This is a genomic window from Pseudonocardia sp. P-1, assembly GCF_058111925.1.
The window spans coordinates 4,247,346-4,262,945 of sequence record NZ_CM176614.1 but is presented as its reverse complement, the minus strand read 5'-3'; the positions used below and the strand labels follow the sequence as shown (position 1 = coordinate 4,262,945).

Annotated in this window: 13 protein-coding genes; 8 read left to right on the top strand and 5 right to left on the bottom strand. The window is 74.7% G+C overall.

Annotated features, from left to right (window positions below):
• Window positions 1-104: 104 nt before the first annotated feature.
• Window positions 105-1,274 carry a lipase family protein gene (locus AC0GKK_RS20930; RefSeq protein ID WP_179761928.1) on the bottom strand — a complete coding sequence of 390 codons (1,170 nt, stop codon included), beginning with the start codon at window positions 1,272-1,274 and terminating at the stop codon, window positions 105-107.
• Window positions 1,275-1,597: 323 nt separating this feature from the next.
• Between AC0GKK_RS20930 and AC0GKK_RS20925 the strand changes: the two genes are divergently transcribed.
• Entirely contained in the window at window positions 1,598-2,614 is a 1,017-nt protein-coding gene (locus AC0GKK_RS20925) for an alpha/beta hydrolase (protein ID WP_312888801.1), read from the top strand.
• Between the two features lie 80 nt (window positions 2,615-2,694).
• On the opposite strand, the gene AC0GKK_RS20920 is transcribed toward AC0GKK_RS20925, so the two are convergent.
• Both AC0GKK_RS20920 and AC0GKK_RS20915 read right to left on the bottom strand, forming a co-directional pair.
• Window positions 2,695-3,240, bottom strand: a complete 546-nt coding sequence (locus AC0GKK_RS20920) for a YsnF/AvaK domain-containing protein (RefSeq protein ID WP_312888800.1) — start codon at window positions 3,238-3,240, stop codon at window positions 2,695-2,697.
• A complete protein-coding gene (locus AC0GKK_RS20915) occupies window positions 3,216-3,482 on the bottom strand; it encodes a PRC-barrel domain-containing protein (protein WP_312888799.1) in 267 nt (88 codons plus the stop codon). The genes AC0GKK_RS20920 and AC0GKK_RS20915 overlap by 25 nt, the downstream gene beginning before the upstream one ends.
• 295 nt (window positions 3,483-3,777) lie before the next feature.
• On the opposite strand from AC0GKK_RS20915, the gene AC0GKK_RS20910 reads away from it, so the two are divergent.
• From AC0GKK_RS20910 to AC0GKK_RS20885, 6 genes are all read left to right on the top strand, one after another.
• Window positions 3,778-4,710, top strand: a complete 933-nt coding sequence (locus AC0GKK_RS20910) for a hypothetical protein (protein WP_179761926.1) — start codon at window positions 3,778-3,780, stop codon at window positions 4,708-4,710.
• Between the two features lie 109 nt (window positions 4,711-4,819).
• Entirely contained in the window at window positions 4,820-6,517 is a 1,698-nt protein-coding gene (locus AC0GKK_RS20905) for a phosphatidylglycerol lysyltransferase domain-containing protein (RefSeq protein ID WP_285898583.1), read from the top strand.
• A 25-nt stretch (window positions 6,518-6,542) separates the two neighbouring features.
• Window positions 6,543-7,730 (top strand): alpha/beta hydrolase, encoded by a 1,188-nt coding sequence (locus AC0GKK_RS20900; protein ID WP_179761925.1) that lies wholly within the window; start codon window positions 6,543-6,545, stop codon window positions 7,728-7,730.
• 13 nt (window positions 7,731-7,743) lie between these two features.
• Window positions 7,744-8,016, top strand: a complete 273-nt coding sequence (locus AC0GKK_RS20895; RefSeq protein ID WP_073578537.1) for a hypothetical protein — start codon at window positions 7,744-7,746, stop codon at window positions 8,014-8,016.
• A 24-nt stretch (window positions 8,017-8,040) separates the two neighbouring features.
• Complete coding sequence (locus tag AC0GKK_RS20890; protein ID WP_179761924.1) at window positions 8,041-10,086, top strand: NAD(+) synthase; 2,046 nt, start codon at window positions 8,041-8,043, stop codon at window positions 10,084-10,086.
• A 389-nt stretch (window positions 10,087-10,475) separates the two neighbouring features.
• The gene (locus tag AC0GKK_RS20885; protein ID WP_253068830.1) at window positions 10,476-10,760 is read left to right on the top strand and encodes a hypothetical protein; all 285 of its coding nucleotides are present in this window, start codon (window positions 10,476-10,478) and stop codon (window positions 10,758-10,760) included.
• Between the two features lie 44 nt (window positions 10,761-10,804).
• Here AC0GKK_RS20885 and AC0GKK_RS20880 read toward each other — a convergent pair whose 3' ends face one another.
• Window positions 10,805-12,148 (bottom strand): MFS transporter, encoded by a 1,344-nt coding sequence (locus AC0GKK_RS20880; RefSeq protein WP_476652493.1) that lies wholly within the window; start codon window positions 12,146-12,148, stop codon window positions 10,805-10,807.
• 281 nt (window positions 12,149-12,429) lie between these two features.
• Between AC0GKK_RS20880 and AC0GKK_RS20875 the strand changes: the two genes are divergently transcribed.
• Window positions 12,430-13,200 (top strand): VldE C-terminal domain-containing protein, encoded by a 771-nt coding sequence (locus AC0GKK_RS20875; RefSeq protein ID WP_312888796.1) that lies wholly within the window; start codon window positions 12,430-12,432, stop codon window positions 13,198-13,200.
• Window positions 13,201-13,246: 46 nt separating this feature from the next.
• Here the strand turns inward: AC0GKK_RS20875 and AC0GKK_RS20870 are convergent, their stop codons facing one another.
• Window positions 13,247-15,373 carry a PhoX family protein gene (locus AC0GKK_RS20870; RefSeq protein WP_489882349.1) on the bottom strand — a complete coding sequence of 709 codons (2,127 nt, stop codon included), beginning with the start codon at window positions 15,371-15,373 and terminating at the stop codon, window positions 13,247-13,249.
• Window positions 15,374-15,600 lie beyond the last annotated feature (227 nt).

Sequence of the window (15,600 nt, the reverse complement as noted above, 5' to 3'; positions counted from 1 at the left end):
GTCACGGCGCCGGGCGCAGAGTCTGGCGCGGTCCCCGGGTCTTGCCGCAAGTCCCCCGGTGCGTTATACGTTGACCATGGCGGGAGGGACTCCCGCCGTGGTTGTCAGCCGCAGGTGGGCGTGGTCGGCAGATCGGCGAAACGGGCCTGCAGGAACGCCAGCGCGCGGGTCTGGCCGTCGGGGTACCCGCCGAGGTGACCGGGGACGGGCGACGGCCGGAACTCGACGTCGGCGCCGCGGGCGCACCAGCGCTCGGCGAGCTCCTCGCCCTGGCCGAACGGCACGATGTCGTCGGCGACGCTGTGCACGATCAGCACCGGCGCCCCGGGCGTGCGACGCCCGATCAGCTGCTCGTCGACCCGGCTCGCGAAGGGCTCCTCGTCGAGGAACGCCGAGATCGGGCGTCCGTCGGCGGACAGCGTCTCCGAGCGCAGGCCCGGGTAGCGCAGCGCGGAGTCCTGGGTGCACTGCTCGCGCAGCTCGGCGACCACCTGCCGGCCGCGGTCGTTGAGCAGGTCCTGCACCCCCAGGTCGGGGTAGGCGGCGTCGAACCCGGAGACGGCGTAGCCGAGCAGCGCGACGGACGGGCCGCCGTCGAGGGCCCGGCCGGTGGCGCGCAGGTCGGCGGGAGGCGCGCCCGCGTAGGCGCCGACGAGGTCCAGCTCGGGGGCGTACTCCGGGGCCAGCTCGACCGCGGCCGCCGACGCGCCACCGCCCTGGGAGTAGCCGTAGAGCGCGGTCGGGGCGTCCTCCGGCACACCGACGCCGGCCCGCTGGGCGGCGCGCGCCACGTCGAGCAGGGCGTGCGCCTGCGCCGCGCGGTTGACGTAGGTGTGCTCGCCGGGCGTGCCCAGGCCCTCGTAGTCGGTGACGGCCACGGTGTAGCCGCTGGTCAGCAGCGCACCGATCGCCGGGGCCTCGTACTCGGTGCCGGCCTGCAGCTGCCGCGACGGCGCGCAGCGATCGGCGAGCCCCTGGGTCCCCGCGGCGAAGCCGACGACCCGGGTCGGCCCGGGCGCCGGGACGAGCGGGGTGAGGACGATCCCGCTCACCGTGACCGGGCGGTCGTCGGTGTCGAGGCTGCGGTAGAGGATCCGGGTCGCCGTCGCGGCGGGCACCGTCGGAGTGAGGACCCGCTCCGCGGACACGACGTCACCCGGAGCACCTTCGCCCCCCGGCCCGTCCGGCGATGCCAGTGCCTGCGGCACCGCGACCACCGCCGCGACGACCGCCACCACCCCCGCCACGACCGTCGCGCGCAGCCTCGTCCTCATGCCGTCCCCCTCCGCAGATGATCTCCACTGGACTGAACGAGCACCCGTCCGCCGGGGAACGGGCGGCACCGCGACCGGACGTTGCGACACGGTCGCGGCGGGCGCCGTTCCGTCACTGTCGACGGGCTCGTCGCTGCGACCCGACGCTGCGGCGCGGCGTGCGGCGCCTCGTCCCGCTCCCCGGCGCCGCTCCGCCGGTGATCCGTGCCGCGACGAGCGGCACGCAACGGCACCCGGTGCCACAATCGACGGTGACGATCGGGTAGACGCGGGAGGCCACCGTGGATCATCGGGTACGTGTCGCACGAGGAGCGCTGCGCGGTGTGCTGGCCCTGCCGAAGCCGGTGAAGCGGGCGATCGCCGGCCCGCCCGTCCGGCGCGACGGCCAGCAGCTCGACCTCGACATCCAGCTCCTGCTGCGACTGCTCACCCCGCGCCGGCCGCAGCCCGTCCCGCCGCCGGAGCAGATGCGGGCGGGCCAGTCGTTCGTCGACCGTGTCGTCGCCGGGCCCGAGGAGCCGGGGGTGCGCCGCGAGGACCGCACGGTCCCCGGTGCGGTCGCCGACCTGCGGGCGCGGCTGTACGTACCGCCGCCGGGACCCGACGTCGTCGACGGCGCGCTGCTCGTCTACGTGCACGGCGGCGGTTTCGTCGCCGGTGACCTGGACACCCATGACGAGCTGTGTGCGACGCTGGCCGCCGAGTCCGGCGCCCGGGTGCTGTCGGTGGACTACCGGCTGGCGCCCGAGCACCCGTTCCCGGCCGCCGTCGACGACTGTCTGGCCGCGTTCGCGCACGTCACGGCGCACCCGGTGGAGTTCGGGGCGGCCCCGGGCCGGATCGCGGTCGGCGGGGACTCCGCCGGGGCCAGCCTGGCGCTGACGGTGGCCCGCGAGACCAGCCGCGACGGCGCCGACCCGGCCGGGCGTCCGGTGTTCTGCCTGGCGTTCTTCCCGGTCACCGCGCTCGACGGGCACACCCGCTCACGCGAGCTGTTCGGCGACGGGTTCCTGCTCACCGGCGAGGCGATCGAGGCGATGGCGGGCTGGTACGTGCCCGAGGCGATGCGCGACGACCCGCGGCTGCGGATCGCCGAGGGCGACCTGTCCGGGATGCCGCCCGCCTACGTCGCGACCGCCGGGTTCGACCCGCTGCGCGACGAGGGCGAGCACCTGGTCACCCGCATGCGGGAGGCGGGCGTCCCGGCGACGCTGCGCCGCCACCCCGACCTCGTGCACGGCTTCGCGACCTCGCTCGGGATCGGGGTGCGGCCCCGCCAGGCCGTCGCCGAGGCCGCCGGGGCGCTACGGACGGCGTTCGCCCTGCTCGGCGCGACCTGACCGACCCCCGACATGGGCCCGGCGCGTCACCGGGCCCGAGGTGCGGGCTCCGGTGACGCGCCGGTGGCGCGGTGCGTCGCTCAGCTGCGGCGCTCGTCGCGGGGCAGGGCGTGCTGCGGGTCGTCGACCTCGATGCGCTCCTTGCGCACGGTGTCGGAGACCTTCTCGTCCTCGGTGACGGTGCGGGTGCCGAGGCGCACCTTCTCGACGGCCTCGGTGGTCTTGTCGACGACCGGGCGCTCGCGGTGCAGGGTCACCTCGTGCTCGGCCTCGCCCATGGCGCCCGGGCGGGCCGTCGCCTCGGTGCCGTCGATCGGCTCGCGCTCGAGGCGGACCTCCTCGTGCGACACCGGGACGGTGACGGTCTGGTCCTCGGTCACGACGTACTTGCGCAGCGCGACGCGGCCGGTCTCCTCGGTCTCGGTGCCGACGCGCAGGTTCTCCTCGTGGCGGACCATCGCGTCGTCGCCGGTGCGGTCGGTGCGGTCGGTGCGGTCGCGGTCGGTGCGCTCACCGGTGGCGTGGCGGGCGTCGGTGCGGCCGTTGCCGTTACCGTGCCCGATGCCGTAGTGGCGGTAGAGCTCGTCCTCCTCCGACCCGGTCAGGCGCTCGTCGGAGCGGCCCACGTGCGGGCAGTCCTTGACTGCCTTCTTCTCCACCCCAGCGCGACGTCGCGGTCGTGCACGTCGGCGTTCTGCAGCGGCACGAAGCTCTCCTTGGTACCGAACAGCCCGGTGTTGACCGTGGCCCAGGTCGGGTCACCGCTGCGCTCGTCCAGGTAGATCTGGCCGATCTTGCCGACCTTCTCGCCGTGGTTGTCGACGACCTGACGACCGATGAGCTCCCGGGTCATGTCCTTCGTGATCATGCTGCTGTCCTCCGTGGCTCGGTGCGAATGCTGTCGAACACCGGTGGGGTCGACCCGGAACCGCCCCGGCATGCGGCGGACGCCGCGTTCCCCGTCGTCCGTGTGACCGTCGTCATCCACCCCCCCCACGGGATCGCTTGTGCGACAACGCTGGGTGTAGCGCGTTCCCGTCGCGGGCGACCCCGGACGGCATGTTTGGGACGGTCTGTTCTGGACTTGACCTCGGACGTTCCCGACGACGGGGACGGATCATCCCGCCGCCGGGTCCCCGGAACCGGCGTGGAATCGTGGTGACGTGCTCGCCGGGACCGCACTGCTCCCGCTCGGGTCGGCCGTCACCGTCACCGCCGTCGCGGGCACGGCCGCGCTCACCCTCGTACTGCTCGTGCGCGGCTGGTCCCGCCGGCGGCCCGCGGTGCGGGCGGCCGCGCTGCCGGCCGTGGTCGCGCTCGTCGTGCTCGCCCTCGCGGTGGGGACGAACGCCTGGTTCGGCTTCTACCCGACGCCCGCCTCGCTGGCCGCCGGACCGGACCGCGGCGGGCTGCCCGCGCCACCCGCCCCGCCGGTCACCGGTCCCGGCCGGGACACCGTGCTGACCGTCGACGGCGTCGACGTGCCCGCGCACCTGCCGCCCGGCTACGACGAGCACCTCGCCCACCCCGTCCTGGTGTGGACCGGGCCCGCGGACGGATCGGCCGCGGTCGACGCCGCGGTCGACGCCGCGGTCACCGCGGGCCGGATGCCGGCCGTGGTGGTGCTGTGGACCGACCGGGTGCCGGTGTCCCGGCTGCGCGTCGCCGCCGTCGCGGCCGGCTCGCCGGTGCTGCGGACCGACCGGGCCGCGTGGGCCCTCGCCGGTCCGCCCGAGGGCCCCGGGTGCCCGCTGGGCCGGGCGCTCGCCGAGCGCGCCGACGTCGCGACGGCGGCCGGGCCGCCCGGCGGCGACGGCTGCCCCGCCCCCGCGTCCGGTTCGCCCGATCCGTTGGACCTGGTCGTCGTGCGCACCGCGGCGACGCAGGATGACCCGGTGCCGGGCGCGCCACCGCCGGGCCCGGCGCTAGCGTCGGGGTCGGTGACCGCGGCGCCCGGGACACCGGCGGCCGACGTCGTCGCCGCGGAGCTGGACGCGCTCGGCGCCCGGCTGCCGGGTCCGGTGGCCCGCTCGGGCGTCGCCGGTGGTCCGCCACCGGCGACGGGATCGACAGGAGGAACGCGTGACGGGCTCTGAGGGCTCCGGCCCGCCCGGGACCGCCGGGGACGAGCACCGGGACGAGCACGGGGACGTCCGCACGCGCGGAGCGGCCCCGGCGCCGGACCCGGAGGCCCGCAGACGACGGTTGTCCGAGGCCGCCGTCGTCCGCGCCGTGGTCTGGGCGGCCCGGATCGTCGGTGCGCTGACCGTCGTCGCGGCGGTGCTGCCCGCGCCGCGCCGGGTCATCGGCAGCGAGCTGCGCAGCACCCTGGGCCTGCCCGCGGGTCTGGGGCTGGCGTCGCTGGTCGTGACCGCGCTCGCCGGGGTCGGCCTGCTGCTGCTGGCCACCGGGCTGCGCCGGCGCAAGCAGCGCGCCTGGTGGGTGGCGACAGCGACGACGACGTTCCTCGTCGTGGTCAACCTGCTGCACGTGCTGGACCAGCGGCGCGGCATCGGGCCCGCGGTGCTGGTCGTCGCGCTGCTGGCGGCGCTGATCGCGACGCGCCGCTACTTCGTCGCCCGGCAGGACCCGGGAGGGCTCGGCCGGTCGGTCCGGTCGCTGCTGCAGTTCGGGCTGTCCGGCTTCCTCATCGTCTGGGTGCTGCTCGCGCTCAACCCGCGCCGGCTCGTCGGCGACCCGTCGATCGCCGCACAGGCCGCGCACGCGGCGCTGTCGCTGATCGGGGTGACCGGACCGGTCGAGTTCCAGCAGCGCGCTGTGTGGCTCGACGACCTGACCTCGGCGATCGGGCTGACCTTCGGGGTGGTCGCGCTCGTCGTCGCCGGGTACCACCTCCTGCGCTCGCCGGAGCCGCGCCCGTCGCTCGACCCCGACGACGAGCAGCGCCTGCGCGCCCTGCTCGACCAGCGCGACGGCGACTCGCTGGGATACTTCGCCCTGCGCCGGGACAAGGCCGCGGTGTTCGCCCACGGCGGCAAGTCCGCGGTGTCCTACCGGGTGCTCGCCGGGGTCGCACTGGCCTCGGGCGACCCCGTCGGCGACGTCGGCGCCTGGCCCGGCGCGATCGAGGCCTTCCTCGGCATCTGCACCCGCTACGGCTGGTCGCCCGCGGTGCTGGGCTGCTCCGAGCGCGGCGCGACCGCCTGGTCCAAGGCCGGTCTCGACGCCCTCGAGCTCGGCGACGAGGCGGTACTGGAGACGGCGTCGTTCAGCCTGGACGGACGCCCCATGCGCGGGGTCCGCCAGACCGTCAACCGGATGCAGCGCAGCGGGCACACCGTCGAGGTGACGCGGCTGCGGGACCTCGACGAGACCGCACGGATGCGGGTCGCCGAGCGCGCGCACCGCTGGCGCGGCGCCGAGGACGAGCGCGGATTCTCGATGGCGTCCTCGCGGGTCGCGGACCCCTCCGACCCGGACGCGGTGATCGTCACCGCGCTCCGGGACGGCGAGCCGTCCGGGATGCTGCAGCTGGTCCCCTGGGGCCGCGACGGTCTCTCGCTGGACCTCATGGTCCGCGACGCCGACGCCGACAACGGCGTCAACGAGCTGATGATCGCCGAGCTGATGGCGGCCGCGAAGGACCATGGTGTGAAGCGGGTGTCGCTGAACTTCGCGATGTTCCGCTCCGCCCTGGAGCGCGGCGAGCGGATCGGCGCCGGACCGGTCGCCCGCGGCTGGGCCCGGGTACTGCGGATCGCGTCGCGTTGGTGGCAGATCGACTCGCTCTACCGGTTCAACGCGAAGTTCCGCCCGAGCTGGTACCCGCGCTACGTGCTGTTCCCCGCCGTCCGCGACCTGCCGCGGGTGCTGTTCGTCGTACTCGAGGCCGAGGGCTTCGGCGGCCGCCCGCCGGCGCTGCTGCGGCTGCTGCGCCGGTGAGCCGGGTCCGCGCGGGGGCGGCGCCGTGATCCACGCCTCTGAGCTGCGCCTCGACGTCGTCGCCGCGGTGGTCGTGCCGACGGTGGCGGCGGTGCTGCTGCTCGCCCTCACCGGTGGGGTGTGGCACCGGCTGCGCCGGGTGGCCCGGACGCTGCTCGTGGCCGTCTCGGCCGTGGCCGTGCTCGCGGCCGCCGGGGCCGGGGCGAACCTGCTCGGCGGCTTCTTCCCCACCGTCGGCTCGCTGATCGGGTCCTCCCCCGACCCCGGCGAGGGCTCGGTCGCCGACATCGGCCCGGACGGTGCGGGCCTCGACGCGGCGATGCCGCTGGTCGCCGCCCGCTCGGCGCAGGGGCTGGGCTCCACGCTGCACATGACCCTGCACGGGGCCGTGTCCGGCATCGACCGCGACGCCGACGTCTACCTCCCGCCCGGCTACACCGAGCACCCGCGGGCCCGCTTCCCGGTCGTCGAGTGGCTGCCCGGGTTCCCCGGAGAGCCCCGCGAGGTGGCCGCGCTGTTCACGGTGCCCGACGTGCTCGACGCCGCGATCGCGGCGCACCGCATCCCGCCGGTCGTGCTGGTGGTCCCCGACATCAACGGCGAACCCCGGTTCGGCCACGACCAGGAGTGCGTCGACGCCCAGCACGGCGCGGCCGACGACACCTACCTGACCACCGACCTCGTCGACTGGACGACCCGGCACCTGCGGGTGCGGCCCGACCGCGGCGCCTGGGCGCTGGCCGGCTGGTCCTCGGGCGGCTACTGCGCGATGAACCTGGCGCTGCGCCACCCGCGCACCTACGCGCTCGCGGTCAGCCAGAGCGGCTACGACCGCACCCCCGACGACGTCGTCACCGGGGATCTGTTCGCCGGGCGGCCCGACCTGGCCGCGGCCAACGACGTCGTCGCGCTGCTGGGCGAGCGGCCCGCGCCCCTGGCGATGCTGGTCACCGCGGGCTCCGACGAGCCCGAGGAGCGGGCCGCCGCGGACCGGATCCGCGCGGCCGCCGCGCCGCCGGTGACCGTCGACACCCGGCTCTACCCGGGTGGCGGACACAACCAGAACGCCGTCCGCGCGCAGCTGCCGGACCTGGTGGACTGGCTGGGTGCGCACCTGCTGGGGCCGCTGGTCCCGCCCGCGACGCCGGCGGGTGTCACGATCGACGACGGGCCCGGTGTGCCGCAGCGCGTGCTGCCGGTGCCCGACCCCTAGGAAGGAGACACACGTGGTCTGGGAGGGAGTCGGCACCCTGCTGCTCGTCGGCGGGCTGCTCGCCGGGGTGGTGTGGATCGTGATCGCGGCCGGCGTCGGGGAGATACCGAAGGTGCTGCACGGCCTGGCGCTGTGGCTGCTGGTGCCGCTGGCGTGGCTGGGCTCGCTCGGGGTCGTGCTGGCCGGCGGGTCGGTCGGGGCGGGCTGGGCGGTGCTGCTCGGGCTGCTCGTCGCCACCGGGGTCGCCTGCGCGGCGGCGCGGATGCTGGCGGGTCGGCGGAGCTGAGCACCCACCGGTCAGAATGACGGCGTGGACTTCCGCTCCGTCTACCGCCACCACTTCCTGCGCACCGCCGCGGCGACCCTGCACACCATGATGGCCGACCCGGCCGCGAACGTCGCCGCCGTGCTGGAGACCGCCCGGACCTGCGCCGACGACGGCGTCGGGCTGGTGGTGTTCCCCGAGCTGACGCTCTCGGGCTACTCCATCGAGGACGTCCTGATGCAGGACACGCTGCTGGAGACCGTCGAGACCGGACTGCTCTCCCTCGTCGAGGCGACCGCGGACCTGCTGCCGGTCCTCGTGGTCGGGGCACCGCTGCGGTACCGCCACCGCCTCTACAACTGCGCGATCGTGATCCACCGGGGCCGGATCCTGGGCGTCGCCCCGAAGTCCTACCTGCCGACCTACCGCGAGTTCTACGAGCGTCGCCAGACCGCCCCCGGGGACGACGTCCGCGGCGCCTCGATCCGGCTCGGCGCCACCGACGTCCCCTTCGGTACGGACCTGCTCTTCGCCGCCGAGGACCTGCCCGGCTTCGTGCTCCACGCCGAGGTCTGCGAGGACTACTGGGTGCCGATCCCGCCGTCGGCGGAGGCGGCGCTGGCCGGGGCGACGGTGCTGGCGAACCTGTCCGGCTCACCGATCACGGTCGGCCGGGCCGACACCCGGCACCTGCTGTCGCGCTCGGCGTCGGCGCGCTGCCTGGCCGCCTACGTCTACGCCGCCGCGGGTGAGGGCGAGTCGACCACGGACGTCTCGTGGGACGGCCAGACCATGATCTACGAGAACGGTGTGCTGCTCGCGGAGTCCGAGCGCTTCCCGCAGGGCGCGCGGCACGCGGTCGCCGACGTCGACCTGGACCTGATCGCCGGCGAGCGCCGCCGCCAGGGCACCTTCGACGACAACCGCCGCACCCACGCCGCCCGCACCGACGCCTTCCGCACGGTGGCGTTCCGGCTCGACCCGCCCGGCCACGACATCGGCCTGCGCCGCACCGTGGAGCGTTTCCCGTTCGTGCCCGCCGACCCGGCGCGGCTGGAGCAGGACTGCTTCGAGGCCTACTCGATCCAGGTCGCCGGGCTGGAGCAGCGACTGCGGGCGATCGGCCAGCCGAAGGTCGTGATCGGCGTGTCCGGCGGGCTCGACTCCACCCACGCCCTGATCGTCGCGGCGCGGGCGATGGACCGGCTCGGCCGCCCGCGTACCGACATCCTCGCCTTCACCATGCCCGGCTTCGCCACCTCCGACCACACCCGCAACAACGCCGTCGCGCTGTCCGAAGCCCTCGGCGTCACCTTCGCCACGATCGACATCACCGGCACCGCGCGGACGATGCTGGCGGAGATCGACCACCCCTTCGGCCGGGGCGAGCCCGTCTACGACGTCACCTTCGAGAACGTCCAGGCCGGGCTGCGCACCGACTACCTGTTCCGGCTGGCGAACCAGCGCGGCGGGATCGTGCTCGGCACCGGGGACCTGTCGGAGATCGCGCTCGGCTGGTCCACCTACGGCGTCGGCGACCAGATGTCGCACTACAACGTCAACGGCGGCGTCCCGAAGACGCTGATGCAGCACCTCATCCGCTGGGTGGTCTCCTCCGAGCAGTTCCCGCCCGGGGTGTCGGCGGTGCTGCGCTCGGTGCTCGACACCGAGATCACCCCGGAGCTGGTGCCCTCGGACGGGACGACCGAGGTGCAGTCCAGCCAGGCCACCGTCGGTCCGTACGCGCTGCAGGACTTCACGCTCTGGTACACGCTGCGGCACGGCTTCCGGCCGTCGAAGATCGCGTTCCTGGCCGGGCACGCCTGGTCCGACGCCGCCGCGGGCCAGTGGCCGCCCGGGTTCCCCGACGACGAGCGGCCCGCCTACTCCCCCGCCGAGATCCGGCGCTGGCTGCAGGTCTTCGCGCGACGGTTCTTCCAGTTCGCGCAGTTCAAGCGCTCCGCGCTGCCGAACGGGCCGAAGGTGTCCGCGGGCGGCGCGCTGTCACCCCGCGGGGACTGGCGGGCACCCTCGGACCTGTCGGCGACGATCTGGCTCGACGAGATCGAACGGGAGGTCCCGGCAGGCTGAGGGCGGGCCGGCCGCGGGGCGCGACGCGGACGCCGCAGCGCCTCGGGTCCGGACGGGGGTGACCCACTGGGCCCTCCGGCGGTGCCGAGGAGTGACCCGATCACACGTCCGGCGCAGCGGTGGTGCGTGTCGTCGTGTCGCCGGAACCGGTCGCCGATCGGTGACACGGTTCACCGAGCGGACGGGGCAGTCCTGTGCCGACGGGGCGGCGTCACACCGGGCGACTGGACCGCCGGAGGTCCTCGGCTCGATCCCGCACACCCCTCGCGAGCAGCGGGAACGCCGGGTCCTGAGTGGACCGGCGGACACCGGCCGACGGGCCCCCCGCCCCGCCGGGGGCGGGTGAACCCGACCACTACTGTCGCCTGCATTCGACCTGGAGGTGAGTCGTGGCGCTCGCGAACATCCTGTCCGAGATGCCGGATCTGCTGGAGCGGACCCTGGCGGAACACACCCCCGACGCGCAGGGCTTCTGCCGTGAGTGCCGGGACGCGACGGGAGTCAGCGCCACCTGGCCCTGCGTGACCCGCGAGCTGGCCGAGCAGGCCCGCTCGATGTCCTCCGACGGCCCCGGCACCGTCGACGAGCGGCCCGCCGAGGGCACCGTGGCCGGGCGTCGCCGGGCCCGGGACCTCTCGGCCCCGCTCGGCAACGGCCGGCACCGCTCGATCTAGGCCGCCCCGGCGCCCCGGACACCACGTCCGGGGCGCCGTCGTCGTCAGGACAGCCGGGCCGGCGCGTCCGGGCGGTGCGTCTCCCGGATGAGCAGCACCGCGACCAGCGAGATCACGGCGACGACGACCATGTACGCCGCGACCGCCATCGACGTCCCGTAGCCCTGCTGCAGCGCGGCGGCGATCAGCGGTGCGAACCCGCCGCCCAGCACGGCGCCGACGGCGTAGGAGAACGAGGCGCCGCTGTAGCGGAAGCGGGCCTCGAACATCTCCGCGAACAACGCGGACTGCGGGCCGTAGGACAGGCCCAGCCCCACCGTGAGCACGACGACCGCGACGACCATCGCGGCGAACCCGGTGGTGTCGAGCAGCAGGAAGAACGGCACCGGCCACACCACGAGCAGCACCGAGCCCACCAGGTAGGCGCGCTTGCGGCCCACCCGGTCGGACCAGATCGCGCCGGCGACGATGCTGACCAGCCAGCTCAGCGAGCCGATGATCACGACGACGATCATGGTGTTCCGCGGGACCTCGAGCACCTGGGTGCCGTAGGAGAGCAGGTAGGCCAGGAAGATGTAGCCGATCGCGTTGTTCGCGATGAAGCTGACCGAGGCCAGCACCAGCTCGCGCGGGCGGTGCCGGAACACCTCCAGGATCGGGGCGCGGCTGCGGCCGCGGTTCTGCCGCAACATCGCGAACACCGGGCTCTCCTCGACCCGCAGCCGGATCACGAGCCCGACGACGACCAGCAGGATCGAGAGCAGGAACGGGATCCGCCAGCCCCACGCGGCGAACTGCTCGGGGGTGGTCAGGTTGGACACGACGAGGAACACCAGCTGGGCCAGGATCAGCCCGGCGGGCACCCCGATCTGCGGGAACGAGCCGTAGCGCCCGCGCCTGCCGGGCGGGGCGTGCTCGACCGCCATCAGCGCGGCGCCGCCCCACTCACCGCCCGCCGAGAGGCCCTGCAGCAGGCGCAGCACGACGAGCAGCACCGGCGCCGCGACGCCGATCTGGCCGTAGGTGGGCAGCAGGCCGACGCCGACGGTGGCCACGCCCATCAGCAGCAGCGAGAAGACCAGCATCTTCTTGCGGCCGAGGCGGTCGCCGAAGTGCCCCCACACGATGCCGCCGAGCGGACGCGCCACCAGGCCGACCCCGAGGGTCGCGAACGCGGCCAGGGTGCCCGAGGCCGCGGACATCGTGGTGAAGAACTGGCTGTTGAACACCAGGGCCGCGGCCGTGGCGTAGATGAAGAAGTCGTACCACTCGATCGTCGTGCCGATCGCGCTCGTCGCGGCGACCCGGCGCACCTGCGCGGGCGCGGAGCCGGTCGTGTCGGCGGCACTCGTCGGGCCCGCGCCGGGCCCGGCCTGCTGCTCGGTCATGCGTCCTCCCCTGACCCGGGACGGCGGTGTCCCGGACCGCGCTACTTTTGCACCGAACGTCCGGTCGGGTAAAGACGTCCGGGGTGCCCGATCCGCGCCACTCGTCGCACGGCCGGGTGCGGTCGCCGCCACGAACGGTCCGCGAAGATCGGACATCACGGGACATTCGCTACCGTCCTGTCACTGAACACGCGGTCCGGTACCCCCCGACGGGCCGGGATCCCCCGATCCCGACGCTCCCCCGCAGCCCGGCCGGTCCGCGTGCCGGAGGAGAGACCGTCGTGCCCCGACACCGACATCGGGCGCAGGCCGGGCTGGGGCCCGGTCTGCGTCACGTCGCTACCGCGGCCGCCGTCGCGAGCGGCACGCTCGCCGTCGTCACGCCCGTGACCGGGCTCGGCCTCGGGTCGGCCGAGGCCGACCTGCGCCTGGCCGCACAGGACGTGTCCGAGGGCGACCTCGGTAGCCCGTTCGCCGAGGCCGCGGCCGCCGCGGACGCTCCCCGCTCCGCGCCCGTGTTCGGCGCCGAGATCGTCCGCGACGCGGGCCTGCTCGACCCGGCCGCGGACGCGAGCCTCGCCGCGGCCCGCAAGGCCCAGGGCCTGGCGCAGGAGGCCGCCGAGCAGGCCAGGGCCGCCGCCGAGCTCGCCGCCCGCGGGCTGAACGACCCGTCGTGCGGGCTCGACCTCGACGACCTGGGCCGGGTGAAGGACTGGGTGTCCGACGCCGCGGAGTTCCTCGGCTGCGCCTACGGCGAGACCGACCTGATCGGCGTCGCGAACCGGGCGAACGCCTCCGACCATCCGACCGGACACGCCCTGGACATCATGGTGCGCGGGCAGAAGGGCGACCGCATCGCCGACTGCGCCCTGGCCAACGCCGACGAGCTCGGCGTGAAGTACGTGATCTGGGAGCAGCGCATGAACGACGGCTCCGGGTGGTCGACGATGGAGGACCGCGGGGGCGACACCGCGAACCACTACGACCACGTGCACATCTCGTTCGACAAGCGCGCCGGGTCCGGCGAGCCGGACCTCGGCCGCTGCGCCTGACCCGCAGCCCGGTCCGCGGCGGAGCACGGACCGGGCGGCGGTGGCCTCAGACGCCGATCTTCGCCGGGCGTCCGTCCTTCAGGTGCCGGATCGCGGCGACGGCCGGACGCGGCTGCGCGGCGCCGCCGTCGGGCCAGTGCGACGCGGGCTTCTCCGGTGAGGCGTCGTCGACGTCGCCCGGGTGCTGCACCGAGACCAGCACGAAGTTCTCGGTGACGACCGGCCCGCAGCACTCCGAGCCGACCGGGACGCTGGCGAACAGCCGGGTCGAGCCGCGCTGCGGCCCCTCCAGCACGACGCCGTAGAGGCCGTCGTTGATCTCCAGTGCCTGGGTGGAGTCGGTCGAGACCCACAGGTTGCCGTAGGGGTCGAACGCCACGTTGTCCGGCGAGGTGATCGGGCTGACCTGGGACTTGTCGAACCCGCCGAAGTAGGTCGACGGGTCGTCGGGGTTCCCGCAGACCAGCAGGATGTTCCAGGCGAACGTCGTCGCCGCCGGGTCGTCGCGCGTCTCGGTCAGCTCGATGACGTGGCCGTGCTGGTTGGCGTTGCGCGGGTTCGCCTCGTCCGGACCGGCCTTGGCGCCCGCCTTGCCGCGGTCGGAGTTGTTGGTGCAGGCGATGTAGACCTTCCCGGTGCGCGGGTTGGGCTCCACGTCCTCCGGGCGGTCCATCTTCGTCGCGCCGACCTTGTCCGCGGCGAGCCGGGTGAACACGAAGACGTCGGCGACGCTCATGCCGTCCACGTAGGACTTCGTGGTCGACGCCAGCGGCTTCCACTGCCCGGAGCCGTCGAAGCGGCCGTCGCGCGGCAGCGCCCCGGTGCCGGTGATCTCCGCGGCCGGGCTGTCCCCGGTGAACGTCGCGACGTAGAGCGTGCCCGACGACAGCAGGGTGGCGTTGTGCTCGCGGGCGGCCCGGCTGTGACCACGGCGCATCCGCTTGTCCGACACGAACTTGTAGACGTAGTCGAAGCGCTCGTCGTCGCCCATGTAGACGACGGGGCGCCCGTCCCGGGTGAGCGCGACGGTGGCGCCCTCGTGCTTGAAGCGGCCGAGCGCGGTGTGCTTGACCGGCTTCGAGCGCGGGTCGTGCGGGTCGATCTCGACGATGTAGCCGAACCGGTTGGCCTCGTTCGGCTCCTGCGCGAGGTCCCAGCGCGGGTCGACGGTCTCCCACCGGCGCTCCGAGGACCCCTCGGAGATGCCGTAGCGCTTCGCGCGCTCGTCGGTGACCGGGCCGGAGGCGAAGTAGCCGTCGAAGTTCTCCTCGCCGGACAGGAAGGTGCCCCACGGGGTGGTGCCGCCGGCGCAGTTGCCGATCATGCCCTTCACGCTGCGCCCGGTCGGGTCGGCCTTCGTGCGCAGCACCTCGGCACCGGCGGCCGGGCCGTCGAGCACCATCTCGGTGTCGGCGGTGATGCGCCGGTTGAGCTTCCCGTCGCGGTCGTAGCGCAGCTCGCCGGTGCGCAGGTCGCGGGTCACCTCGACGACGCCGCCGCCGTGCGCGGCCATGCCGATCCGGATCTGCTCGGGGGTGGGGGCGTCCTCGTCGTACCCGCGGAACATCAGCGGCTCGAGCGTGTACTCGTGGTTGGAGAACATGACGTAGCGGCGGCCGGGGCCGTCGATCGGCAGGATCCCGCAGAAGTCGTTGTTGTAGCCGAACTGGCGGGCCTGCGCGGCGGCGGTCTGGTTCTCGAAGTCGAACTCCGGCGCGTCCGGGAACATCGGGTCGCCCCAGCGGATCACGACGTTGCTCGCGTAGTCGACCGGCACGCGGATCGCGTCGTCGAGGTTCGGCGCGACCGTCTCGTACTGCAGCCCGCGCGGGGGCCGGGCCTGCGCCGGCGCGGCCACGTCGGCACCGAGCGGGTGGGCCGGCGCGGCCGGGACGGGCTCGGCCGCCGAGGCGGTGCCGGCCAGGGCCACACCGGCCCCGGCGCCCAGGCCGATCACCGCACCGGCGCGGAGCATCCCGCGCCGGTCGAGCACGGCCTGCATGACGTCACCGAAGTAGGCGTTCGACGACGGGTTGGGCTCGGGCCGGGAGCAGGCGTCGCCGCACCGGTAGCGGCAGGTGAGGCCCTGACGTCCGTGCCGCACGCGGTCGAGGAGCGGGAGGGCACGGCGGGGGCCGGCCTGGGGGGCGTCGCCGGGGCAGCTGTGGGCCACGGTCGTCCTCCTGGGGTCGTGGTGGGATGACGCGGTCCGGTCCGGTCCGTTCGGAACCGTCCGTTTCCTCCGCATCCCAGCACCCCCGTTCTCCCGTGGGGTGAGGAGAAGGTGGCCGCCGGGTGAACGCATCCCCGGAAGGGGTGGTGTCGACCACGCAACGCGACCGGCGCGGTCACCCGTCGGGTGACCGCGCCGGTCGCGCGTGCGCTGGACGAGGGCACGGA

What these genes read in the sequence shown, in the direction of transcription:
- AC0GKK_RS20930 (WP_179761928.1), bottom strand. Translation starts at nt 1,274, where the DNA reads ATGAGGACGAGGCTGCGCGCGACGGTCGTGGCGGGGGTGGTGGCGGTC.
- AC0GKK_RS20915 (WP_312888799.1), bottom strand. Translation starts at nt 3,482, where the DNA reads ATGATCACGAAGGACATGACCCGGGAGCTCATCGGTCGTCAGGTCGTC.
- AC0GKK_RS20880 (WP_476652493.1), bottom strand. Translation starts at nt 12,148, where the DNA reads ATGACCGAGCAGCAGGCCGGGCCCGGCGCGGGCCCGACGAGTGCCGCC.